Genomic DNA, 22,737 nt, shown 5'->3' with positions numbered 1-22,737 from the left:
CAAGATTACATTGTGACTAGAAATGGATTGCTCGGCTTTTATTGAGAAGCGTTAGCTTGGGATGCAAAATTGCGTGGCGTGAAAGGTTTCCCCGTAAGCGTAGCGAGTGGCGGGAAAATGGTCGAGCACCCGTATCATTGCCATCGCTTCCGCTCACCATCGTTTCAACTACATCCACCCGTTCCCTGACGGCAACGGCCGTGTGTCCCGGTTGATGTCGCATGTGATGGCGCTGAAAGCAGGCGTCGGGGGACATGGCTTGTGGTCGATTTCCAGAGGCCTGGCCCGGGGTCTCAAGGATTGAGGCGAATACAAACGGATGATGGACCACGCAGACAGCCCTCGTCACGGAGACCTCGATGGTCGAGGCAATCTCTCGGAAGCAGCCTTCAAGGATTTTTGCGAGTGGTTCCTTACCGTGCACTCGATCAGATGCGCTTCTCCACAGCGATTTTCGACCTCGATCGCCTGGAAGATAGGTACCGTCAATTGATCAAGGACATCAGCGACGACAAACGCGCGCCCGATCTCCTGGCAGCTGTCCTAAAATACGGATCGCTGGAGCGCGGTGATGTTCATCTCGTTCTCAAGGCATCGGAAAGAACGGCACGGAACACGATGTCAGCAATGGTTAGACAAGGCTTTCTTAAGTCGGGAACGCCCAAAGCCCCTGTCCGCATTGCTTTCCCGCTGGACTATCGCGAGAGACTCTTTCCGAATCTGTCCACCGATGCCGAATTGACTATACCTGATCCGCAACCCCTATCATTGCGCTGACAGCAGTTGACCTGACAAGCTTGATCTGGTGGCGGTTGCTACCGAATAGCGGAAAATTCCATAAACGAGATCTCTCAATGGGTACGAAGAAAATAGTTGTGTTGATACTCGCTGCGCTCGGTTTCGCGACCCTCATGCTTTATATGCTTACAACGCAAAATCGCCCTTTAACGCCATCGGCCGAGCGGAATACCCGGCAGGCGCTTGTTTTCAGCGGCAAGCTGGATATCCGTACAATGGACGATCTACGGATTGGTGGGCGGAAAATCCTGCTGTGCGGTGTCGGCTTCACAAGACCGCGAGCCCTTGAGCCCATGGCGCGGGAACAGGCACGCAAGGCTCATCAGAGGCAGCAGTTTGATTGCGTACAAGTCGGAGGGGGGACCCCTTGCGACGGGCGGATGGGGACGAGCTTCGATGGCGTGGCTGTGGTCCAATGCCGCACTGCACAAGGAGCCGATCTTGCGCAGGAACTGAGCGAACAGGGCTATTTATGCGATTTGCCGGCTCAGTCCGGGGGTATTTATCGCAACTGCTAACTGATGAATCTCTCGCTTAAAGGTTGCTTAACCCGGTCTGTGATGGTATCCACCGACCACTTTTCATGATGCGGAGAGCGTCGGAATGCGCATGTTTCCTTTGAGCCAGGTTCGGTCAGCTTCCGGTGCGGCGGTTGCCGCCGTCGTCTTAGCCGCGGCCGGCGGTCTTGCTGGCGTCAATGCCGCGAGCGCGCAGGCGGCTTCGTCTTGCGCCTGTCAGGTCCCCGTGGGGGCGTCGGGCGTCGTGGAAAGCGCTGCCGGAAACGTATTCGTGACGCAGGCGGGCGGCTCTTCACCGGCCCAGCCCGCCATGCGGCTTGTCGCGGGTGATGCCGTGCTGGTCGGTCCGCAGTCGAGTTCGGTCGTCAATTTCGGCGGCGGATGCACCTTGCGCCTGAGCGCAAACACCACTTTCGAGGTGCTTCCGCAGGGCGAGCAACTGTGCCTTGCCGTGAATCAGAACGCCGCAGAGGCTGGAGCCGTTGCTGAGGGCGGTGTCGGCGGCAGCGTGATGTCGGCGCCCGCCGGGATCGCAGCCGGCATAGGTCTGGGAGCCGTGGTTCTCTCGGTTTCTGACAAGGACAAGTCGGTCAGCAGGTAGTTCGGCGCTTGCCCCGTATTGGTGTTTTCCAGTTCGGGCACCGAAGAACGCCTTGGAATTCTTTTGCGCCAATGAGGTTGAAGCTTCATTGGCGCTATGCGGCTTGGGGCAGGGTGACTCTGCGGGCTCCGGAGAGCGTTTATTAAGGGTAGAGGAAATAGAGTAACGGTCATGGCCATTGCCGCGCCTCTCCAGTTCCGGCTGTGCTGTAGATGATCGACCTGCATTCCCACATCCTGTCCGCTCTGGATGACGGCGCATCCGATGTCGCCACATCGGTCGAGATGGCGCGGATCGCGGTGGCGGACGGCATCACGCATATGGCGTGCACGCCGCATATATTCCCGGGCAAATACGAGAATTCGGCGACGACGATCATGCCGGCCCTGCACAGCTTGCAGGCCATGCTCGACGCGCAATCCATTCCCCTTACCCTCTATTGCGGGGCCGATGTTCATATCGCGCCGGATCTTGTCGAGCGCCTGAAAAGCGGCGAAGTGCCGACTTTGAACCGTACGCGCTATTTTCTGCTTGAGCCGCCGCATGAAATCCTGCCGCCCCGGCTGGAGGACTTTGCGAGCCGTTTGCTGGAGGCAGGTTTCGTTCCTGTCATCACGCATCCGGAGCGGCTTTCGTGGGCCGGCCGGCATTTCGATGTCATCCAGCGCCTGTCCGATCTTGGCTGCCCGCTTCAGCTCACCGCGGATTCGCTGACCGGCGCTTTCGGCAGCGCGGCAAGACAGCTTTGCGAGCGTATCCTGAAGGAAGGCCGAGCGAGCTTCTTCGCCAGCGATGCGCATGGCGTGTCCTGGCGCAAGCCAGGCCTGTCCGGAGCCTATGCGATGATCGCCGAACAGTTCGGTCAGGAGGAAGCGGACCGGATGTTCCGCCGTCGCCCCGCAGCCATCTTGTCCAATGCGGAACCGGCGGCGGTTTTGCCTTCGTCTCGCGAAACGGTCGGTGCTGCGGCGGGACAGGGTTTCACCCGACGCCTCATCGACCGAATTTTCAGGAATGGATAGAGCCATGACCGCGCAAGGAATCCTTTCTGCGATCATGCTGGCGGCACTTTGCTTCGTGGCAGGCTGCACCAGCACCGCCAATACCGGATCGGCGCCCGGCGACGTGCTTTCGTTGCAGTCGGGGGCAGGGGGCGCGACCGCGGATGGTAGCCTGCGGCTGGTCACGAGCCTGCCTGCCCCGGCGGGCACCCGTGACGGAGCTGACCAGTTGCTGTCGGCGAACGATGTTCTGGAAATCAACGTCTATAGTGCCGACTCCCTCAACCGCACGGTTCAGGTCGATTCTTCCGGCCGCGTATCCCTGCCGCTGATCGGCGTGAAGACTGCGGCCGGCAAGTCCGTGCGCCAGTTCGAGGAAGAGCTGGAGAAGGCCTATGGCGCTTCCTATCTGCAGTCGCCGGATATCACGGTCTTCGTGAAGGAATCGGCCAGCCAGCGGGTGACGATCGACGGCGAGGTCGCCAAGTCGGGTCTTTACCCAGTCTCGGCCGGCACCACCTTGCTGGACGCCATCGCCCTTGCAGGCGGCTTCCGCGACGTCGCCGACCAGAGCAAGGTCTATATCTTCCGCGACGTGGGCGGTAGCAAACTGGTCGCCAACTACAATGTCGAGCAGATCCGAAGCGGCCGGCTGGCCAATCCGCGCGTCTATGGTGGCGACGTGGTCATGGTGTTCACATCGAAAAGCCGGGTGGCTATCAACAACCTGAAAGAGGCCCTGGGCATGGCGGTCAGTGCGAGCCGTCTGGCCGTCATTCCCTGATGAGTAAAGTGTATGGAAACGGCAGACCAACGGGACGGAATTCAGGTGAGACCTTTGAACCGATGCTGGATAGGGGATATCCGGCATCTGATTGAACCGGCCGCACAGCAGAGGCAGGTTGCCTGTCAGCGGCAAGGATTGGAATACAGGCATGCTTGATCGTCAACGCCAGATCGGCCCGAATCATTCCGGCGGCGGAGCGGTGGCCTTGCCCGGCGGCTACTACGATCCGCGCCTGCATATTCAGGATTATGCCTACGAGCCTTCTTCGCAGGAGGAAGGCATCGATGTTTTGCGGATCTTCCTTTATCTCGTGCATTATCGCTGGCTGCTGGCCACGCTGGTCGCGGTCGGCATCGTCAGTGCGTTGGCCGTGACCATGATGATGACGCCTCAATACCGGGCCACGGCCCAGCTGGAAGTTCTGGTGCCGTCGGCGAAAGTCTTTCAGGACATCGAGGTCACCGCGGAAGGCAGCGACATACGCTCCTACCTGACGGCGCGTGAAAAACTCCAGAGCCGCTCGCTTGCGCAGCGCGTGGTGTTCAACCTGGGCCTGGGGGAGCGTCAGGACTTCCTGTTCCCGAGGCCCAGCTTCTCGCCTTTGAATATCCTCAGCCGCGCCTTTGGCGGATCGACCAATACCGATATCTCTCAATATTCGGCAGATGAGCGCGCGCGCATGGCCGCCGAACGCGTGCTCGCCAACCTTTCCGTCGATCCGATCACCAACACCAGCCTGCTGTCCATCTCCTATTCCGACCAGCAGCCAAAATATGCCTATGAGATCGCCAACCAGATCGCCGAGAGCTTTATCGACCAGCGTGTCGACCAAGCCAGCGACACCTCTTCGCAGGCGCGCAAGTTCATTCAGGAACAGGTGTTGCAGGTCAAGGAACGGCTTCAGAGGTCCGAAGAAGAACTGGTCGACTACGCCAAGAGCGCCGGCATCACCATCACCGGCAGCGACAGTTCGCTGATCGCGGCGAACCTGACGGAGATCAACAAGGCGCTGGCGCTCGCCATGCAGGAAAGCCTGGATTACGGGCGCCTGGTCCAGCAGATCGACAATGGGCAGGGCGCCAGTCTCGAACAGGTGCTCAAGAGCGAGGGGCTGGAAAAGCTGCGCGGCAAGCTCGCGGAACTCAATGGGGAGTACCAGCAGAAGCTGGCGTTCTTCAAGCCGGGCTTTCCCGAGATGCAGCAGTTGCGCTCGCAGATTCGCGAGATCGAGAACCAGTTGAACCTGGGCGTCACGGCCGTGACGGATTCAATTCGCATCAAGTATGGAGAGACGCAGGCCAAGGTCGAGGATCTGAGGAACAAGCTGGCCGAACTGGAAGCCGAACAGGTCGCCTACCAGGATAAGAACATCCAGTACACGATCCTGAAGCGGGAGGTGGATTCCAACCGCTCCCAGTACGACAATCTCATCACCAAGCTGAACGAGGTTTCGGTCGGCTCCGAACTGCGGAACCAGAATGCAGCCGTGGTCGATATGGCGGTCATGCCGCGTTCCGCCTATTCGCCGCGCCTGTCTCTCAATCTGGCGCTCGGACTTGTCCTGTCCATGGCGGTCGGGGCAGCGGCGATCTATGTGCTCGAACTGCTTAATAACACCTTCACCAATCCCGAGCAGGTGGAGAAGGAGTTGCGGCTGCCGATCCTCGGCATCTTGCCGGCGCTTGAGGAAAAGGATTTCGGCCAGGCGGTGGCCGATCCGAAATCGGGCCTGTCGGAATCCTACCGGTCGCTGCGCACCTCGCTTCAGTTTTCCGGCGAGGAGGGCGCGCCACGCACGCTGCTCGTCACCAGCTCCGAGCCTTCGGAAGGCAAATCTACCACCGTCTACAAGCTGGCCGAGGACTTCGGCGCTCTGGGCGCGAAGGTTCTGGTCGTGGATGCGGACCTGCGCAAGCCGGCCGTGCATAAGATTTTCAAGGTCGACAATATCGTCGGGCTTTCGAATGTGTTGACCAACACGATTCGGCGCGAGGACCTGCCGAAGCTCATCAAGCCGGTCAACGCCAATGTTAGCGTGATCACGGCGGGAATGATCCCTCCCAATCCCGCCGACCTCCTGTCTTCCTCCCGCATGGGGCTGCTGCTGCAGAAGCTCTCGCGAAGCTACGATATGGTCCTGATCGACTCGCCGCCGATCATCGGTCTTTCCGATGCTCCGATCCTCAGCCGTCTGACCGAAGCGACGCTTCTGGTCGTCTCTTCAAATCAGGTGACGCGCAAAGCCGCGCGAGCGGCGCTGAGGCGTATCCAGGCCGCAGGTTCCAACGTGCTTGGCGTGGCGATGACCAAATTCGCGGTCCGCAAGCTCGATTACAACTACAGCTATAAATACCTCAGCTACAACTACTACAGCTATGGCGACGAAACGCCGAAGCTGGAAAGCAGGGCCGGTGAGGGGGGCTCGTCACAACATGCGAAAAACTGGTCGCTGGCTTCTGTGTCTGAGCGCATGCGCAAGCATTTGCGCGATCTTGGCGATCGCATCAAGTCGGCATCTTGAGGCAAGCGATCCTGAAGCGGCGCTGGCGCTTTATCCGCTGAACACGGAAGCGCTGCTTGCCGGGGCCGTCGCCCGGCTGAACAGACAGGATGGGGACAGCGCCATCGACGAGATGGAAGAGCAGGTCCGCGCGGCAGTGCCGGACAATGCCGGCGATGCGCGTATCTACAGCCTGCTTGGCGAAATCCTGCGCCGGCAGGGCCAGACCGAGGCCGCCTATGCCATGTTCGACCACGCCCTGACGCTGGCGAGCACCGAAATCCATGCGCTGCAATGGTCCATCCACAGAGCTGTGGAAGCCGGGGACCATGACAAGGCGGTGGCGGCGCTGGACGTGATGTTCCGGCGCTGGCCCGACAGGATCGGGCCGTTCGCGGCCGCGGTGCCGCAGGTGTTCTCGCTGCCCGACAGCTACGCCGCCTTGCTGGAGACGATTGCGCGAACGCCGCCCTGGCGCACGCCGCTGATCGTGGCCCTTGCGGATTTCAGCTCCGGAAACCTCGCCTTCACGGCGCGGCTTTTGCAGGATCTGACACTGGGTTCCACGCCGCCCACGAACCCGGAAACGGCCCATCTGCTCGCCAGCCTGTTCCGGCACAAACAATACGATCTGGCGTACCGCACCTTCCTGTTGACGCTGACGCCGCAGGAAAAGGATTTGTCGGGTTTCGTGTTCAATGGCCAGTTCCGTCAGGGACCCTCGGGCAGGAGGTTCGACTGGATGATCCGGCAGCAGCCCGGCATCGTCCTGACCCTGCCTGCCGGATCAGCCGACAGCGCATCGGGGCAGGGCCTTCTGCTGGAATTCGGCGGCACGCCCGTGCTTCGCATTGGGCTGGAGCAGAACCTCCTGCTTCCTCCGGGAGCCTATCAGTTGGAGTTTTCGGCTTCGGCCACCGGGGCCGAACTGCCCAAATCGCTGTTGTGGGCCATTGATTGTATCGATCCGGGCCAGCCGGTGCAGCGCGTCGAGGTGCCGGACGGGACTTATCAGAACCGTACCGTTCGCGGCGCGTTCACCGTCCCGCAGAACTGCCCCGTGCAAAACCTGACATTACGTACCAACGCCATGGTCGAGAGCTGGAGCAGTCGCTACAGCGGCAGGGTTCTGTTCCACAGCATTCGTATCTCGGCGGTGCAATCATGACGGTCGTCGAGGCGGGCGCTGTGAAAGGGCTGCGCGGCAGCCGCAACGCGCTGGGCCTTTGCCTGCTCGCATGTCTTCTGGTGGGCGGCGCTACGCAGCGCGGCGTACTGGTCGACGCCATCCTCCAGATGATCGTCATCGCCGGCGCGGCCTATGCGCTGATGTCGGCGCAGATGACGAAGCCGATGCGTGCGGGCATCGTCCTGCTGGTGCTGATCCTTGTGCTCGGCATTATGCAGCTTTTGCCACTGCCGCTCACGCTGCTCGAACTCGCCCGCCCCGCCGACCTGCTTCCGTTTGTCGGAAACGACCTGTCTGAGGCGGTCAGCGCCGCGCCGATCAGTCTCAGCGTTTCGCGCACCGTCGAGGCCACGATCTTTGCCTTGGCGCCGGTCGTGTTCTTCATCGCCGCAGTGAGCCTGCCGCAGGAAAAAATCGCCAACCTGCTGCCGTTTTTCGTCATAGGCCTCGTCTGCAACCTGATCGCCGGCGGCCTGCAATACTCATTCAGCACGGACGCTACGCTCGGCGACCTGCTCGGCTACGGCGTCATGGTCGGCATGTTCGCCAATGTGAACCATTTCTCCACACTGGTGTTCGCAAGCCTGCCGCTGATCGTCTATTTCGGCTTTTTCCACGACCGTGCGGCCATCGCCACGCTCCTGCTGGTGTTGACATTTCTCGTCCTGCTGGCGGCAGGCTCGCGCGCCGGAATCCTGATCGGGCTCGGCGTCGTCGCCATCTCCGTCGGTTCGCTCATCTGGCGCGGCCGCGTCGGCACCATCGCGATGGTGGTTCTGTTCGCCAGCTTTGCCGCCTATGGCTATGGCGCGTTGATCCAGATCGGCTCCCAGCAGCTCGACCCGGATTTCGGGCGCAAGGAATTCGCGCTCACCACCTGGAACGCAATATTGGACAACTGGGTATGGGGCACGGGGTTCGGCACTTTCGATCTCGTCTACCCGGCCTATGAAAAGCGCGACATGGTGCATAATCTATACGTCAATCATGCCCACAATGATTTCCTCGAATTGCTGCTCGAAGGCGGGGCAGCAGCGATGGTGGTCTTTGCCGTCTACGTCGCAATGGTGATCGTGCGCGCCGTGAAAGTCTACAATCGCCCGCTCCAGCGTCTGGCGCTGTTGTCGATCGTCGTTATCCTGCTCCACTCCATTGTAGATTATCCCTTGCGAACCATGGCGATCGCCATGACGTTCGCATTCTTCAATGTGCTGTTCTTTTCCGACATCGGTACGCGGCCGGGATTGCGGAAAGGTTACGAAGACAAACGCCGCCGAGCGCGCGAGGAGGTTTTGCCTCCCTATGCTAACGGAAGGAGGGAGGATTTACACGATTTCCAATAAGCATATTTTATCAATACTCAATATCATGTAATAATTATGAATGAAAATTCAGGAATTTTAAGAAAAAAATTGCGACAAAGCGTTTATTTTCTTGTCATGAATATTACATAAAAGTGAATATTGACTATCCAGAAATATTTGTTAAGAGAAGTCGCCAAGCTGTGTTTTTACATTGGGCGCTGACTGCGTTTTAGGAATGGACTGATGAGCATGCACTGGTTTTATGTCTGACTGGGTCGCCATAGCGACCAAGCTTCTGAGCAAGAACAGGCGGCATTTAATCTCAATAACCGAACTTGGCAGTTTGGTGTTGGCATCACACGCCACCCGACGAGCCAACCTGATTCTTACCGGAAGAGTGCTGAATTTAACAGCATTCCAGCTTGGGATACGGATATCAGGCGCTGGGTTCATGGTATCTGAAATTACGAAATGAACTCAGCTCCAAAATCTCAAACAATGGCCGTTGCGAGGCGTCATCCCCTTTTGCGGCTGCGCTATCAACTGGCGGGCGGCCTGCTGCTGGCCATCGGCCTGCCGCTGCTGGCGCGCATGGTGCTGGACCCGAGGGTGGTGTACTCGATCAACCATCAGGTGACGATCACCGCGGCCGTGGTTGCCCACATACTGGGCTACATGATCTACAGGCGTCTGGATTCCTTCCCCGGCGTTGCGAACTTCAGCACCATTTTGCCTGCTTTCGCGCTGGGCTACGGGCTCGTATTCATAGCCATCTTCTTTTTCCGTCTCGACTACAGCCGCTTTCAGGCCGCAGGCTCCTTCCTGGTCTCGATCCTGTGGTATTTCAGTCTCAGCGCCGTCTCGAACCGGCTGGAGCCAAATCGGCTGGCGATGGTGCCGGTGGGCGATGTCGACCGGCTTGAGGTCGTGGACAATGTGGTCTGGCACACGCTTCATACGCCAGGCATGATTCCGGAAAGGGTGCAGGGGGTGGTTGCGGACCTGCGGGCCGATCTTTCGGAATCCTGGCTTCGCTTCATCACCAATTGCGTGCTGTCGGGAATGCCCGTCTACCATGTGAAGCAGGTACTGGAGTCGCTCACCGGGCGCGTCGAGATCGAGCATCTGTCCGAGAACACGCTGGGTTCGCTGAATCCGAACCAGGCCTACATCAAGATCAAGCAGGCGATCGACTGGTTGGCCGCGCTGGCTGTTCTCGTCGTCGTCTCGCCGCTTCTGTTGATCATCGCGGTGCTGATCCGGATGGAGACGCCCGGTCCGGCACTGTTTCGTCAGGAACGTGTTGGCTATAGAGGCGCTGTATTCACCGTCTACAAATTCCGCACCATGCGTCAGGGCAGCGACAGCGCGCTGGCCGCCCGTGACAGGGCCATCACCCGTGAGAGTGATCCGCGTATCACACGTCTCGGCCGTTTCCTGAGGCGCACCCGGCTGGACGAACTGCCCCAACTCATCAACATATTGCGCGGCGAGATGAGCTGGATCGGACCCCGTCCCGAGGCGGTGGTCTTGTCACGCTGGTATGAGAGTGAACTGGCCTTCTATCCCTACCGCCACATCGTGCGGCCGGGCATTACCGGCTGGGCGCAAGTGAATCAGGGCCATGTCGCCGACGTCGATGAAGTGCATGAGAAGCTGCATTACGACTTCTACTACATCAAGAATTTTTCGCCCTGGCTCGACCTGGTCATCGTTATGAGAACGATCCACATCATGCTGACCGGGTACGGGGCGAAATGAATCGTTTCATCCAGAATTTTTTCCCACGATAGAATGATTGAAAAGAAAGCGTATTCATGTGCGGAATCGTAGCAATCGTGGGCAAGACGCAGGTTGCGCCCCTTATTGTCGATGCCCTCAAGCGTCTGGAATATCGCGGCTATGATTCGGCGGGCGTCGCCACCATCGAGCGGGGCGAGCTTGCCCGTCGCCGTGCCGAAGGCAAGCTGGTCAATCTGGAAAACCGCCTGAAGGATGAGCCGCTGTTCGGCACGATCGGCATCGGTCATACCCGCTGGGCGACCCATGGCGTGCCGAACGAAACGAACGCCCATCCGCATTTCTCGGGCGGCGTCGCGGTTGTCCATAACGGCATCATCGAGAATTTCGCCGAGCTGCGCGACGAGCTCGCCGCCGATGGCTACCAGTTCACCTCGCAGACCGACACCGAGGTCGTCGCGCATCTGGTCGAGCGCGAACTGAAGCGGGGCGCGGCTCCGGTGGAGGCGGCCCATGCCGCACTGAAGCGCCTTCAGGGCGCTTTCGCATTGGCCATCATGTTCAGGGGTGACGACGACCTGGTGGTGGGCGCGCGCAATGGGCCGCCGCTGGCTGTCGGCCACGGCGAAGGTGAGATGTTCCTTGGCTCGGACGCCATTGCGCTGGCGCCTTTCACCAACTCCATCACCTATCTGGAGGACGGCGACTGGGTGGTCGTGCGCCATGCCGGGGTTTCGATCTTCGACATTGACGGCAATGCGGTCGAGCGTCGTCGCCAGCAATCTCTGGGCGCTTCCTATCTGGTCGACAAGGGCAACCATCGGCACTTCATGGAAAAGGAAATCCATGAGCAGCCGGAGGTGATCTCGCACACGCTGGCCAATTATCTCGACTTCGCGAATGGCGCGACCCGGAAGATCGACCTGCCTTTCGATTTCAACTCCATCGATCGTCTGGCGATTTCCGCCTGTGGCACGGCCTATCTTGCCGGCCTGATCGGCAAATACTGGTTCGAGCGCTATGCGCGCCTTCCCGTGGATATCGATATCGCCTCGGAATTTCGCTATCGCGAGATGCCGCTTTCGGCGCGCGACGCGGCGCTGTTCATATCGCAATCGGGCGAGACGGCCGACACGCTGGCCTCCCTGCGCTACTGCCGCAGCGCCGGCATGACCATCGGCGCGGTGGTCAATGTGCGCGAATCGACCATTGCGCGCGAATCGGACGTGGTGCTGCCGACGCTGGCCGGCCCCGAAATCGGCGTCGCCTCCACAAAGGCCTTCACCTGCCAGCTATCGGTCTTGGCTTCGCTGGCGGTTCGGGCCGCCGCCGAGCGCGGCAAGATTTCCCCCGAGCAGGAGAAGGCGCTGGTGCGGGCCCTCTCCGAAACCCCGCGCTACGCCAATCAGGCTTTGCAGAAGGTGGAGCGCCAGATCGAGAAGCTGGCGCGCGAGTTGTCGCACTACAGGCATGTGCTCTATCTGGGCCGCGACACCAACTACCCGCTGGCCATGGAAGGGGCGCTGAAGCTCAAGGAAATCTCCTATATCCATGCCGAGGGCTATGCGGCCGGCGAATTGAAGCACGGCCCGATCGCGCTGATCGACGAAAAGATGCCGGTGGTGGTGATCGCCCCGCATGACCGCATTTTTGAAAAGACCGTCTCCAACATGCAGGAGGTGGCGGCGCGCGGCGGCAGGATCATCCTGATCACCGACGAGAAGGGGGCGGCCAACGCCACGGTCGAGACGATGGACACCATCGTGCTGCCGGACGTGCCGGAGATCATCTCGCCCATCGTCTATGCGCTGCCGATCCAGCTTTTGGCCTATTACACGGCCGTGTTCATGGGCACCGATGTCGACCAGCCGCGCAACCTCGCCAAGTCGGTGACGGTGGAGTAAATACTTTACGAATGATGATACGCTTACTATTAGGCAGAAGATAAACACCAGAACGAATGCATCAGTTATGACGAAAGTACTCATCACGGGCACGGCCGGATTCATTGGCTTCCATCTTGCAAAACTCCTGCTTTCTGAAGGATACCAAGTTCACGGCTATGACGGGATAACGAATTACTATGATGTGGGGCTCAAACGACGGCGCCACGCCATGCTGTTGCAGGATGGAAATTTCGCTGCCACCGAAGGCATGCTTGAGGACCAAGAACTATTTGACCAAGTAGCCGACAACTTCCGTCCCGACGTGATCGTTCATCTCGCGGCCCAAGCGGGAGTGCGCTATAGCCTCGAGAATCCACGCGCCTACCTCGACGCCAATGTGATCGGGACCTTCAACGTGATGGAAGCAGCGCGCCGGCTGGTGGTGAAACATTTGCTGATGGCTTCGACCTCGTCGGTATATGGCGCCAACGACGATATGCCCTTCGTAGAAACAGAGAAGGCTGATACACAGCTCACAATCTATGCTGCGACCAAGAAAGCCAATGAAAGTATGGCGCATGCTTATGCGCATTTGTGGGGTCTTCCCACCACCATGTTCCGGTTCTTCACCGTCTATGGTCCATGGGGGCGGCCAGATCTGGCGCTATACAAATTCGTCGATGCCATCCTCGATGGCAGGCCGATCGATATCTACAACCATGGCGACATGTATCGTGATTTCACTTATGTCGAGGATCTGGTGCGCGGCATCCGGGCTTTGATCGAGGTTGCACCGGCACGCCCTGCATCGAAAGAGGAAATCGAGCCTGGTGACAGCCTGTCTCCGGTCGCGCCTTTCCGCATCGTCAATATCGGCAATTCCGACAAGGTGCGACTTCTGGATTTCATTGACGCCATCGAAGATTGTCTCGGGAAAAAGGCCATCCGCAATTACATGGAGATGCAAAAGGGCGACGTGCCTGCTACTTGGGCAAACGCCGAGCTTCTGCAGCATCTCACAGGTTATCGGCCGCAGACAAATGTCCGGGACGGAATCGCCAAATTCGTGTCTTGGTTCCGTGATTATTACGGCAAATGATCGAGGCCCTGACGGACAATATGATAATGAGCGAAAATCCAACTCTTGCGGTCATTGGCCTTGGTTATGTTGGACTGCCGCTGGCAGTTGAGTTTGGCAAAAGGCGTCCAGTGATCGGCTTCGATGTCAACCATGCTCGCATCGATGAACTTCGTCGCGGAAATGATCACACGCTGGAGACGTTGTCTGAAGAATTGGCCGAGGCGCGGCATCTGAGCTTCACCGCCGATCCAGCCGACCTGGCTGGAGCTTCGATCTTTATTGTCACCGTCCCGACTCCGATTGATCCAAGCAAGCGTCCTGATCTGACTCCTCTGATCAGGGCCTCGGAAACTCTCGGTACAGTGCTGAAGAGGGGTGACATCGTTGTCTATGAGAGCACCGTCTACCCCGGTGCGACCGAAGAAGATTGCGTGCCGGTACTTGAGCGCGTTTCGGGCTTGACGTTCAACGAGGACTTCTTTGTTGGCTATTCGCCTGAGCGCATCAATCCGGGCGACAAGGCGCATCGTCTGACCACTATCCGAAAGGTAACCTCGGGCTCGACACCGGAAGTAGCTGAGGTAATTGACGAGCTCTATGCCTCGATTATCGAGGCAGGCACCTACAAGGCTGAAAGCATCCGCGTGGCAGAGGCTGCCAAGGTAATCGAAAACACCCAGCGTGATCTTAATATCGCATTGATCAATGAACTTGCCATTATTTTCAACCGCATGGGTATCGATACCGAAGCAGTGCTCAAGGCTGCAGGTACCAAATGGAACTTTCTACCCTTTCGGCCCGGTCTGGTAGGTGGGCATTGCATCGGCGTCGATCCTTATTATTTGACCCACAAGGCGGAGGCGCTTGGCTATCACCCGCAGGTTATCCTTGCCGGGCGGCGCATCAATGATGGAATGGGAGCGTATGTAGCCGGACAGATGGTCAAGGCCATGCTGAGGCGAAGGATTCAAGTCGAAGGCGCACGAGTGTTGATCCTGGGGTTGGCCTTTAAGGAAAATTGTCCCGATTTGCGCAACACCAAGGTTATAGATGTCGTCGCCGAGTTGAAGGATTATGGGATCAGCGTCGATGTCTACGATCCTTGGGTCAACAGCGACGAGGCCGAGCGGGAATACAGCCTCCGCCCCGTGGAGCAAGCGTCGCATGGAGGATATGATGGTGTTATTCTAGCCGTCGCGCATCAGGAATTTACAGAGCTGGGAGCCGAAGGCATTCGTGCATTCGGACGAGCCGCGCATGTGCTTTACGACCTCAAGCACATCCTGCCGACGAATGCCTCCGATCTTCGGCTTTGACCAAGGAATTGAAATCATGAAATCTTTTGCCCTGATTGGTGCCGCGGGCTATATCGCCCCTCGCCACATGAAAGCAATCCGTGAAACCGGCAACGAGTTGGTTGCGGCCTTTGATCCAAACGACTCGGTAGGAATCATTGACAGCTATTTTCCCGATTCCGACTTTTTCACCGAATATGAGCGGTTCGACCGCCATATCGACAAGTTGCGTCGCCAGGGTAAGGGTGTTGACTACGTCTCCATCTGCTCGCCCAACTACCTGCATGACAGTCATATGCGCTTCGCCTTGCGCGCAGGCGCGGATGCGATCTGCGAAAAGCCGCTAGTGCTGAACCCATGGAACATCGATGGGCTCGCGGAGATCGAGCGCGATACCGGCAGGCGGATCAACACCGTCCTCCAGCTTCGCTTGCACCCCGCTATCATCGCTCTGCGCGAGAGGGTGCAAACCGCAGCGCTCGACCGCAAGGTCGACGTGGATCTCACCTACATCACCTCGCGCGGACACTGGTATCTGCGGAGTTGGAAGGGGGACGATCGCAAGGCTGGCGGCATCGCAACCAATATCGGCGTACACTTCTATGACATGCTGCATTTCGTCTTTGGTGCACTGCAGGAAAACGTCGTCCATTTGCATGATCGCACCAAAGCCTCAGGCTATCTGGAGTATGAACGTGCGCGGGTGCGCTGGTTCCTGTCAGTCGATGTGAACGATGTTCCCGCTGCAGAGCGGGAGAAGGGGAAGCGAACCTATCGCGCCATCACTGCCGATGGCGAGAATATCGAATTTTCAGATGGGTTCACCGATCTTCATACCCGCAGCTATGAGGAGATTCTTGCCGGGCGAGGTTTTGGCCTCGAAGAGAACCGCGTGGCCATCGATACCGTCGCCCATATCCGCAACGCACCCATCACGAATGGCGGCGAGATGCATCCTTTCGTGCGAAAGGCACTATAATGCCCGTCAGCATCCATCCTTCCGCTGTTGTCGATGAGGGTGCCCGGATCGGGGAGGGGAGCCGGGTCTGGCATTTCGTGCATGTCTGCGGTGGTGCGCAGATCGGGCGGAACGTGTCGCTTGGGCAGAATGTCTTCGTAGGCAACAAGGTCGAGATCGGCGATCGCTGCAAGGTGCAGAACAATGTCTCGGTTTACGACAATGTGACACTCGAGGACGGAGTGTTCTGTGGACCTTCGATGGTGTTTACTAATGTTCACAATCCTCGCGCGCTGATCGAACGCAAGAGCGAATATCGCGATACACTGGTGAAGCGCGGAGCGACGCTGGGTGCGAACTGCACCATCGTCTGTGGCGTGACGGTCGGAGCGTTCGCCTTTGTTGGCGCGGGTGCGGTGGTTAGCCGCGACGTTCCGGACTTCGCGCTGATGTTGGGCGTGCCCGCCCGTCAGGTCGGCTGGATGAGCGCATTTGGCGAACGGCTCGATCTGCCGCTGGCGGGCGAAGGTGAGACCGTCTGCCCGCACACGGGGGACAACTACGTGTTGCGGGACGGGCGCGTGATCCGCACGGAGGGGGCCGCATGATTCCATTTGTCGATCTCGCCGCACAGCAGGATCGTCTCCGCGATCGTATCGAGGCGGGCATTGCCCGCGTTCTCGCGCATGGCCAGTATATCCTGGGCCCGGAGGTGGACGAACTCGAGGAAAAGCTCGCAGCTTACACCGGTGCCGCCCATTGCATCAGCTGCGCAAATGGCACCGACGCATTGCAGATCGCGCTTATGGCTCTGGGGGTCGGGCCGGGGGACGAGGTCATCACCCCGGGCTTCAGCTATATCGCGACTGCGGAAGCTGCCTTGCTGCTTGGCGCCAAAGTGATTTATGTGGACATAGAGCCGGCGACCTATAACCTCGATCCGGCCCTGCTCGAAGCTGCGATTACACCTAGAACGCGCGCGATCATCCCGGTTTCGCTTTATGGCCAGCCTGCCGATTTCGATACCATTAATGCCATCGCCGGGCGTCATGGTATTCCGGTCATCGAGGATGGGGCGCAGAGCTTCGGAGCCACTTATAAAGGCCGGAAGTCCTGCAACTTGACAACCATAGGCTGCACGAGTTTCTTTCCCTCAAAGCCGTTGGGTTGCTATGGCGACGGTGGTGCAATCTTTACTTCGGACCCTGAACTGGCGCGGGTCATCCGGCAAATTGCGCGCCACGGGCAGGAAAAGCGATATTATCATGTCCGTGTAGGCGTCAACTCACGGCTCGATACGTTACAGGCGGCAATTCTCCTGCCGAAGCTCGAGATACTTGACGAAGAAATTGCCGCGCGCCAGCAGGTTGCTGCACGTTATGATGCCGGTCTTGCCGAGCTGGATGTGACGCCGCCGCGAATTATGTCAGGTCATATTTCAGCTTGGGCGCAATATACGGTTCGTGTGCCAGAGCGGTCCAGGGTTCAGACGACGCTGAAGGGTGCCGGCATCCCCACCGCCATACATTATCCTCTTCCCCTTAACAGACAGCCGGCAGCTGCCGATTCCGCTGCACATCTGCCGGTGGGTGATCGGGCCGCTGACGAAGTCCTGAGCCTGCCTATGCACCCCTATTTGGAGGCAGAAACTTGCGGGCGGGTTCTCGATGCCCTTCGGCGGGTTCCCTCCGGCGAACATGAAGTTTAAAACCAATCTTAGCGCCTTGACCGGCAATGAAATCCTGCGGGATGTGGCGCGGCTGGTTTCGGGCACGCTCGGCGGGCGGCTTATCGTACTTGCTGCTCTGCCCTTGGTAACGCGGCTTTATTCGCCCGCAGATTTCGCGTTGCTGGCAGTGTATCTGGGGCTGGTTTCGATGATCTCGATCGTAGCCTGTCTTCGCTTCGACATTGCGATTCCCGTAGCCACTGATGAAGAAGATGCCGTGCATCTTCTGGTCCTGGCCCTTAGCTTTGCGGGCGGGATCGCAGCACTGGGATTTTTCGTGGTGCTGGTGTTTCCGAAAGGCGTGACGCGACTTCTGGGGCAGCCCGGTCTTGAGCCGTGGCTGTGGCTGGCACCTATCGGCATATTCATGGCAGCGGCATATTCTGCGCTGCAATTTTGGACGACCCGTGCGCGGCGCTTCGGTAGTATTGCAGTAACGCGGGTAACGCAAGCAGCGGCTGGGGTTGGCACCATGCTGGCTCTCGGCTGGGCCGGAATCGCGCCGTTGGGCCTGCTTCTCGGCAATATGCTGAACATCGGCGCGGGCAGTCTGCGGCTTGCACTCGATACGCTACGCCATGATCGGATCGCCATGACGAGGTTTCGTCGACAGGATCTGCCCCGTACTTTCCGCACCTATCACCGCTATCCCTTATATTCCACGTCGGAGGCTCTGGCCAATATAGCAGGCTTGCAGGTCCCGGTGTTGTTTATCGCCGCCCATGCCGGTGCTGAGGCGGGGTTTCTGCTTCTGGCCCAGCAGATCATGACCGCACCAATGACGCTCCTTGGCTCCTCAATCTCTCAAGTCTATACCTCGCGGGCGCCGGAGGAAATGCAAGCTGGACGTCTGGCGGAATTCACTGCTACCATTCTGCGCCGGTTGATGCAGATCGGGATCGCTCCGTTGATCCTCGTCGGACTGGCAGCGCCATATGTCTTCCCACTGATCTTCGGCGCGGAATGGACACGCGCTGGCGAGATCGTCGCCTTGATGGTGCCGTGGATTATCCTGCAGTTTCTTGCTTCGCCTGTGTCAATGGTTATGTTCGTGGCGGAGCAGCAGAGAACCATGCTCCTTGTGACATTATCTGGAGCAATATTGCGTATTGGAGCTGTTGTTTTGGCCACAGCTATGGGCGGCGACCATATAATTGCCGCGCTTGTGAGCTCCTCAGCGCTCTATTATGGGGGGTGCCTGGTGGTGTTCAGCAAAGTCGCTGGAATACGGTTCAAGGGAAAATTCCTGGGGTTGATGCTTGCGCTGCCGACTATTTTGATAGCGTACAGCTTATTTCTCCTCTTTCAGTATTTGTGAATAGCCATGAATGAGCGTATAAAATCCCTAATTTTTCTTGCCAAACCGGTGATGAAAGCCGTCTTGACACTGTTTTTTGATAGGCGTTATCTTGCAGGAAGGTATTTCGATAACTCCCTTTCCGGATATCTCTGGGGATTTCGAGCGATTTGGCAACGAAATATCTTAAGGCTTGGCCGTCCCATGCCATTTCCAGTTGGATTGACCTGTCGTGTATCGAATGGAAAAAGAATTTTATTCCATCCGGATGATCTCAATAATTTTCAAAGTCCTGGTACGTATCTGCAGAATTTCTCTGGAACTATAAAGCTGGGACACGGTTGTTATATCGGACCTAATGTTGGTATTATAACCTCCAATCATGATCCCCTCGATCTAGACAATCACCTTCCTCCTAAAGACGTAGAGATTGGCGAAAAATGCTGGATCGGAATGAATAGTGTTCTTCTGCCCGGTGTGGTTTTAGGGCCAAAAACCATTGTGGGAGCCGGCTCTGTCGTCACTAAATCTTTTCCAGAGGGTAAGTGTATCATTGCTGGAAATCCCGCAAGGAAAATCAAGATCCTTTCTGAGAACGTGCCGATCTAGAGAAGGCGCACGTGAAAATTTCTACTATTGTCGGTGATCGTTCACAAGTCATCAAAGCAGTTACTGTATCGGCAGATAGCTACCCATAATGGGATCAGGGAAATAAACATTCATACAGGTCAGCATTATGATGCCACTATGTTCGACGTGTTATCAACGAAATGGATATTCCCCAGCCAGATTACAATTTAGGAATTTGTGGCGGCACTCATGGCGTAGTGTCCGGGCACCAGCTTGAATCAATTGATGATGTTCTCATTTCCGAGAAACCGGACTGGGGACTTGTTTATGGTGATACTAACTCTACATTGCTGGGCGTGCTCGTGGCGGTGAAACCCCCTATCCTCGCGTCCTCATTGATTACGCTTGGGAAATGCCGTCTGATTGGCGATGTGATGTATGATGCCCCCTATTCTATCGTGATAGCGCACGGCAGCCGGTATGGCTTTCCTCTCTCGGACTTGCGCCCGGAACTTCATCCTCACCACCATCCATCGAGCTGAGAAAGCAGACGATCCGCTGCGACTGGCAGGCATTATGCGTGGAATGGAGAATGCCGGACTGCCGGTTATCCTGCCGCTGTACCCCCAAACCCGTGGTAAGCTGCGAGAATACAGGATCACGCCATCCGCCAACTTGTATATCGTCGATCCGGTCGGCTATCTGGAAATGGTGTGGCTTGAGGCGAACTGTAGCTTGGTGACCACGGATTCGGGTGGAGTGCAGAAGGAAGCCTATTTTTTCGCCAAGCTCTGTGCCACCTTGCGCGACGAAACGGAATGGGTGGAACTGGTGGAGAGTGGCTGGAACATATTGGCGGATGCGAATGAAGAGACAATCAGCGGCGCGATAGACACCGCGTGGGCACCCACTATTTGGACGCCCATATATGGGCAGGGAGCTGCATCCCTCAGGATAGTTGAGGCCTTCGTATGACCGGACCGCGTATTTTAATCGTCACCTATAACTGGCCACCGCGCAATGCCATCGGAACCCATCGACCCTATGCCTGGGCCAAATACTGGAGCAATGCCGGTGCCCAAGTGACCGTGTTGACCGCAGCAAAGCGCATATTTGATGCGCCACTTGACTTGCATTTGCCCGATCTGAACGGTGTGCGGGTGATTGAGGTGCCTTATGGGGGAGCGGGTTTATCACTGCTCGACCAACTGGTCCGAAATTTGAAGGTGCGCAGTTATCTGAAACGGGTCAGATCTTACTTGCGTCGTAGTTCTTCTTCTGCACCTGCTGATCCCCGGTCAGGCTGGAGAGGGGCGGCGATACCGCTTATTGCTGAACTCGCAAAGGATAACGATTTTGTCGTAAGCACGTATGGCCCTGATGCAAGCCATCTTATCGCCAATGATGCAAAGAGCGCGAATCCGGACATCATTTGGGTCGCGGACTACCGTGACCTTTGGAGCCAGAACCCCATGGCTGGATGGTCAGATGGCGTGCGGGCAAGCATTCGCTCTTTGGAGGAGGGAAGCGTCGGCCGGAATGCCGATCTCGTGACCGCCGTTTCTGAAGATATGATCCGTCAACTGGGGGAGTTCTGCAAAGGACGCCTCCTTCTGGCTCCAAACGGCTTCGATCTGGACATGGAGGATCTGGAGCAGGTTTTCGCCAGCCCGTCCAGACATTGTGCAAACCCGCTCAGAATTGTCCACACTGGGACGGTCTATCCCCCACATGGCCCGACGCCCCTCCTTGAGGTACTTGCCGGCATGGCAGATAAGGGGGACTTGGAACTCGGCGAGGTTACGGTCGACTTCTATGGCAGCCGAGTGGAACTGATTGTGCAACTGATGTGCAATCCACGCTTCCGACCCTTTCTGAGAACTCCGGGTCATGTCGCGCGGGAGGATGCAATCGAAATCCAGAGGGAAGCTGATCTGCTTCTCCTTCTTGCAAGCTCCGCACCCGAAGGGCGCGGGGTCCTGACAGGTAAAGTTTTTGAGTACATTTCTGCCGGCCGTCCGATCATTTGTGTCGGCAGCCGTCCGGATTTTGAGATCGGCCAGCTTTTGCGCCGCACTGGAACAGGCATCGTCTTCGATTACAATGAACCCGCCTGCATCGCGCAGGTCATCCGGGCTCAGTTGGACGGAAAGGGCTCGCCGGAATGGTTTGCTCCAAAGCTGGAGGAGATCGGTCGGTACACGAGAAAAAAGCAAGCTCTCGCACTTTTGGCGGAACTGACGGATGATAGGAGCAGATAATATGGGTTCTTCCCCATCTTGGTTTCCCGGGGGAAAGCTGCTCCTTCTCGCGGTTGCGCTATTTCCGTTCTATATTTTCCCCTCCGGCTCCCTACAACCTTCACATTTTGCTTTCTTACTCCTGTCGCTCGTGACAATCGGACGCTACGGGATGCCGAGGCAGGGCTGGATTCTTCTTCTTCTCCTTTTTACCGGCTACGCCTTTCTGGTTGAAATGATCGCCGGCGTAATCGCGGATAATCTACGCTATCTGATTCACCCGGCGTTCTTTCTGTTCAACTTTCTGCTCATAGCTGGCGTTTATCGAGTAGTGCTGCAATATGGGATCGCGGCGCTGAGGCTCGGCATCCTCGCCGCCGCCCTGTTTGCCGTAATTTCTGTTTATCTGAGTGGTGTCGACTTACGTGAAATGGGTGAAGGGGGGCGGCCCACCGGCACTTTCAACAATCCCAATCAACTGGGCTTTTTTTCAGTCTGCACTCTATCGCTAACCTATCTTCTTTACCTAGAGAAAGAGATTCGACTCCGCACGATGTTGAGCCTTCTAGCCACATCTCTGTTTCTGGCGATCGTCTCGCTTTCCAAGGCAGCAATTATTGCGAACCTCGCCGTTCTCGCTTTTACCCTGCGCCCAAGAAGAGGAGGATGGATGATAGCGCTGTGGATTGGCCTAACAGTCTCAGGAATTGTCGGGGTGGTCTACCTTGCTTCAACAGGATATTTTGCGGGATTTCTATTTTACAATCGTATCATAAACATGGGGCAGGAGCATGATAGCTCGCTGGTAGAACGAGGCTATCTTGCGTTCCTAGAAGGAAATCTCTTTGAGATTATCTTCGGTATGGGCAGCCCTGAAGTTCATCGAATCGTAGGGCATGAGGTGCATTCAACTTTTGCCAGTGTCTGGAATACGTATGGGGTTGTTGGATTTGCACTTTTTCTACCTATATTCGTTATTTGGGGCACTCTCCTCAACCGTACATACGGATTGGCCAACACGATTGTCCTAATAGGACCTGCAGTCCTTTATGGAATTACCCATAATGGCGCACGATTTTCCATCTTCTGGCTACTACTGGCAGCGTCCATGGCTATGGCGAAACGGAAGCATTTCAGTTTCATGACCAATATGCCTCACGCCAGGCCGGCTAGGGGGAGAGGAAACTTACTGCGCTCTGGGGTGCGGTCATTCGGGTGGAGAGATTGAAATGATTATTAAGGT

22 protein-coding genes are annotated in these 22,737 nt (G+C 57.4%); all 22 read left to right on the top strand.

The genetic code is table 11. From position 1 onward, the window contains the following. Positions 1-106 precede the first annotated feature (106 nt). The 22 genes from DES43_RS23265 (at position 107) to DES43_RS10945 (ending at position 22,722) form a co-directional block, all read left to right on the top strand. Positions 107-304, top strand: a complete 198-nt coding sequence (locus DES43_RS23265; protein WP_342636617.1) for a Fic family protein — start codon at positions 107-109, stop codon at positions 302-304. A gap of 101 nt (positions 305-405) precedes the next feature. After that, positions 406-777 carry a Fic family protein gene (locus DES43_RS22910; protein ID WP_245514561.1) on the top strand — a complete coding sequence of 124 codons (372 nt, stop codon included), beginning with the start codon at positions 406-408 and terminating at the stop codon, positions 775-777. A gap of 77 nt (positions 778-854) precedes the next feature. After that, positions 855-1,316, top strand: a complete 462-nt coding sequence (locus DES43_RS11040) for a hypothetical protein (protein ID WP_133675248.1) — start codon at positions 855-857, stop codon at positions 1,314-1,316. 91 nt (positions 1,317-1,407) lie between these two features. Further along, positions 1,408-1,917: a FecR family protein gene (locus tag DES43_RS11035; protein WP_166647736.1), complete on the top strand. Its 510-nt coding sequence runs from the start codon at positions 1,408-1,410 to the stop codon at positions 1,915-1,917. A gap of 212 nt (positions 1,918-2,129) precedes the next feature. Continuing rightward, positions 2,130-2,939, top strand: coding sequence for a tyrosine-protein phosphatase (locus tag DES43_RS11030; RefSeq protein ID WP_133675244.1), 810 nt, complete (start codon positions 2,130-2,132; stop codon positions 2,937-2,939). Positions 2,940-2,943: 4 nt separating this feature from the next. Beyond that, positions 2,944-3,702 (top strand): polysaccharide biosynthesis/export family protein, encoded by a 759-nt coding sequence (locus DES43_RS11025; RefSeq protein WP_245514560.1) that lies wholly within the window; start codon positions 2,944-2,946, stop codon positions 3,700-3,702. 151 nt (positions 3,703-3,853) lie between these two features. Next, positions 3,854-6,226 (top strand): GumC family protein, encoded by a 2,373-nt coding sequence (locus tag DES43_RS11020; RefSeq protein WP_133675240.1) that lies wholly within the window; start codon positions 3,854-3,856, stop codon positions 6,224-6,226. Further along, a complete protein-coding gene (locus DES43_RS11015) occupies positions 6,198-7,373 on the top strand; it encodes a tetratricopeptide repeat protein (protein WP_133675238.1) in 1,176 nt (391 codons plus the stop codon). Before DES43_RS11020 ends, DES43_RS11015 begins: the two co-directional genes overlap by 29 nt. Further along, the gene (locus tag DES43_RS11010; protein WP_133675236.1) at positions 7,370-8,737 is read left to right on the top strand and encodes an O-antigen ligase family protein; all 1,368 of its coding nucleotides are present in this window, start codon (positions 7,370-7,372) and stop codon (positions 8,735-8,737) included. The genes DES43_RS11015 and DES43_RS11010 overlap by 4 nt, the downstream gene beginning before the upstream one ends. Before the next feature lie 486 nt (positions 8,738-9,223). Next, positions 9,224-10,459 (top strand): exopolysaccharide biosynthesis polyprenyl glycosylphosphotransferase, encoded by a 1,236-nt coding sequence (locus DES43_RS11005; protein WP_245514559.1) that lies wholly within the window; start codon positions 9,224-9,226, stop codon positions 10,457-10,459. Positions 10,460-10,515: 56 nt separating this feature from the next. After that, complete coding sequence (gene glmS / locus DES43_RS11000; protein ID WP_133675232.1) at positions 10,516-12,342, top strand: glutamine--fructose-6-phosphate transaminase (isomerizing); 1,827 nt, start codon at positions 10,516-10,518, stop codon at positions 12,340-12,342. Positions 12,343-12,409: 67 nt separating this feature from the next. Further along, the gene (locus DES43_RS10995; RefSeq protein WP_133675230.1) at positions 12,410-13,423 is read left to right on the top strand and encodes an NAD-dependent epimerase/dehydratase family protein; all 1,014 of its coding nucleotides are present in this window, start codon (positions 12,410-12,412) and stop codon (positions 13,421-13,423) included. Continuing rightward, on the top strand, positions 13,420-14,721 hold the full coding sequence (gene tviB, locus DES43_RS10990; RefSeq protein WP_280960261.1) for a Vi polysaccharide biosynthesis UDP-N-acetylglucosamine C-6 dehydrogenase TviB: 1,302 nt from the start codon (positions 13,420-13,422) through the stop codon (positions 14,719-14,721). The genes DES43_RS10995 and tviB overlap by 4 nt, the downstream gene beginning before the upstream one ends. Before the next feature lie 16 nt (positions 14,722-14,737). Further along, the gene (locus DES43_RS10985) at positions 14,738-15,679 is read left to right on the top strand and encodes a Gfo/Idh/MocA family protein (RefSeq protein WP_133675228.1); all 942 of its coding nucleotides are present in this window, start codon (positions 14,738-14,740) and stop codon (positions 15,677-15,679) included. Beyond that, on the top strand, positions 15,679-16,266 hold the full coding sequence (locus tag DES43_RS10980) for an acyltransferase (protein WP_133675226.1): 588 nt from the start codon (positions 15,679-15,681) through the stop codon (positions 16,264-16,266). The genes DES43_RS10985 and DES43_RS10980 overlap by 1 nt, the downstream gene beginning before the upstream one ends. After that, on the top strand, positions 16,263-17,366 hold the full coding sequence (locus DES43_RS10975; RefSeq protein ID WP_133675224.1) for a DegT/DnrJ/EryC1/StrS family aminotransferase: 1,104 nt from the start codon (positions 16,263-16,265) through the stop codon (positions 17,364-17,366). The genes DES43_RS10980 and DES43_RS10975 overlap by 4 nt, the downstream gene beginning before the upstream one ends. Continuing rightward, complete coding sequence (locus tag DES43_RS10970) at positions 17,356-18,705, top strand: lipopolysaccharide biosynthesis protein (protein WP_166647735.1); 1,350 nt, start codon at positions 17,356-17,358, stop codon at positions 18,703-18,705. Before DES43_RS10975 ends, DES43_RS10970 begins: the two co-directional genes overlap by 11 nt. A 6-nt stretch (positions 18,706-18,711) precedes the next feature. Then, entirely contained in the window at positions 18,712-19,293 is a 582-nt protein-coding gene (locus DES43_RS10965) for an acyltransferase (RefSeq protein ID WP_133675220.1), read from the top strand. Between the two features lie 161 nt (positions 19,294-19,454). Then, entirely contained in the window at positions 19,455-19,796 is a 342-nt protein-coding gene (locus DES43_RS23350; RefSeq protein WP_208110834.1) for a UDP-N-acetylglucosamine 2-epimerase, read from the top strand. Further along, on the top strand, positions 19,735-20,229 hold the full coding sequence (locus DES43_RS10955) for a UDP-N-acetylglucosamine 2-epimerase (RefSeq protein WP_133675218.1): 495 nt from the start codon (positions 19,735-19,737) through the stop codon (positions 20,227-20,229). The genes DES43_RS23350 and DES43_RS10955 overlap by 62 nt, the downstream gene beginning before the upstream one ends. Continuing rightward, on the top strand, positions 20,226-21,515 hold the full coding sequence (locus tag DES43_RS10950; RefSeq protein WP_133675216.1) for a glycosyltransferase family protein: 1,290 nt from the start codon (positions 20,226-20,228) through the stop codon (positions 21,513-21,515). The genes DES43_RS10955 and DES43_RS10950 overlap by 4 nt, the downstream gene beginning before the upstream one ends. Before the next feature lies 1 nt (position 21,516). Further along, positions 21,517-22,722, top strand: coding sequence for a hypothetical protein (locus tag DES43_RS10945; RefSeq protein ID WP_133675214.1), 1,206 nt, complete (start codon positions 21,517-21,519; stop codon positions 22,720-22,722). The last annotated feature ends 15 nt before the right edge of the window (positions 22,723-22,737 follow it).

It is taken from the genome of Aquamicrobium defluvii, from assembly GCF_004363725.1.
GTDB classification, from domain to species: domain Bacteria; phylum Pseudomonadota; class Alphaproteobacteria; order Rhizobiales; family Rhizobiaceae; genus Mesorhizobium; species Mesorhizobium defluvii.
Note: the sequence above shows the minus strand (reverse complement) of the source record. Positions and strands in the feature narration are given on the sequence as shown.

Coding starts and splice junctions, on each gene's coding strand:
- DES43_RS11040 (WP_133675248.1), top strand. CDS start 855: ATGGGTACGAAGAAAATAGTTGTGTTGATACTCGCTGCGCTCGGTTTC.
- DES43_RS11035 (WP_166647736.1), top strand. CDS start 1,408: ATGTTTCCTTTGAGCCAGGTTCGGTCAGCTTCCGGTGCGGCGGTTGCC.
- DES43_RS11030 (WP_133675244.1), top strand. CDS start 2,130: ATGATCGACCTGCATTCCCACATCCTGTCCGCTCTGGATGACGGCGCA.
- DES43_RS11025 (WP_245514560.1), top strand. CDS start 2,944: ATGACCGCGCAAGGAATCCTTTCTGCGATCATGCTGGCGGCACTTTGC.
- DES43_RS11020 (WP_133675240.1), top strand. CDS start 3,854: ATGCTTGATCGTCAACGCCAGATCGGCCCGAATCATTCCGGCGGCGGA.
- DES43_RS11010 (WP_133675236.1), top strand. CDS start 7,370: ATGACGGTCGTCGAGGCGGGCGCTGTGAAAGGGCTGCGCGGCAGCCGC.
- glmS (WP_133675232.1), top strand. CDS start 10,516: ATGTGCGGAATCGTAGCAATCGTGGGCAAGACGCAGGTTGCGCCCCTT.
- DES43_RS10995 (WP_133675230.1), top strand. CDS start 12,410: ATGACGAAAGTACTCATCACGGGCACGGCCGGATTCATTGGCTTCCAT.
- tviB (WP_280960261.1), top strand. CDS start 13,420: ATGATCGAGGCCCTGACGGACAATATGATAATGAGCGAAAATCCAACT.
- DES43_RS10985 (WP_133675228.1), top strand. CDS start 14,738: ATGAAATCTTTTGCCCTGATTGGTGCCGCGGGCTATATCGCCCCTCGC.
- DES43_RS10980 (WP_133675226.1), top strand. CDS start 15,679: ATGCCCGTCAGCATCCATCCTTCCGCTGTTGTCGATGAGGGTGCCCGG.
- DES43_RS10975 (WP_133675224.1), top strand. CDS start 16,263: ATGATTCCATTTGTCGATCTCGCCGCACAGCAGGATCGTCTCCGCGAT.
- DES43_RS10970 (WP_166647735.1), top strand. CDS start 17,356: ATGAAGTTTAAAACCAATCTTAGCGCCTTGACCGGCAATGAAATCCTG.
- DES43_RS10965 (WP_133675220.1), top strand. CDS start 18,712: ATGAATGAGCGTATAAAATCCCTAATTTTTCTTGCCAAACCGGTGATG.
- DES43_RS23350 (WP_208110834.1), top strand. CDS start 19,455: ATGGATATTCCCCAGCCAGATTACAATTTAGGAATTTGTGGCGGCACT.
- DES43_RS10955 (WP_133675218.1), top strand. CDS start 19,735: ATGGCTTTCCTCTCTCGGACTTGCGCCCGGAACTTCATCCTCACCACC.
- DES43_RS10950 (WP_133675216.1), top strand. CDS start 20,226: ATGACCGGACCGCGTATTTTAATCGTCACCTATAACTGGCCACCGCGC.
- DES43_RS10945 (WP_133675214.1), top strand. CDS start 21,517: ATGGGTTCTTCCCCATCTTGGTTTCCCGGGGGAAAGCTGCTCCTTCTC.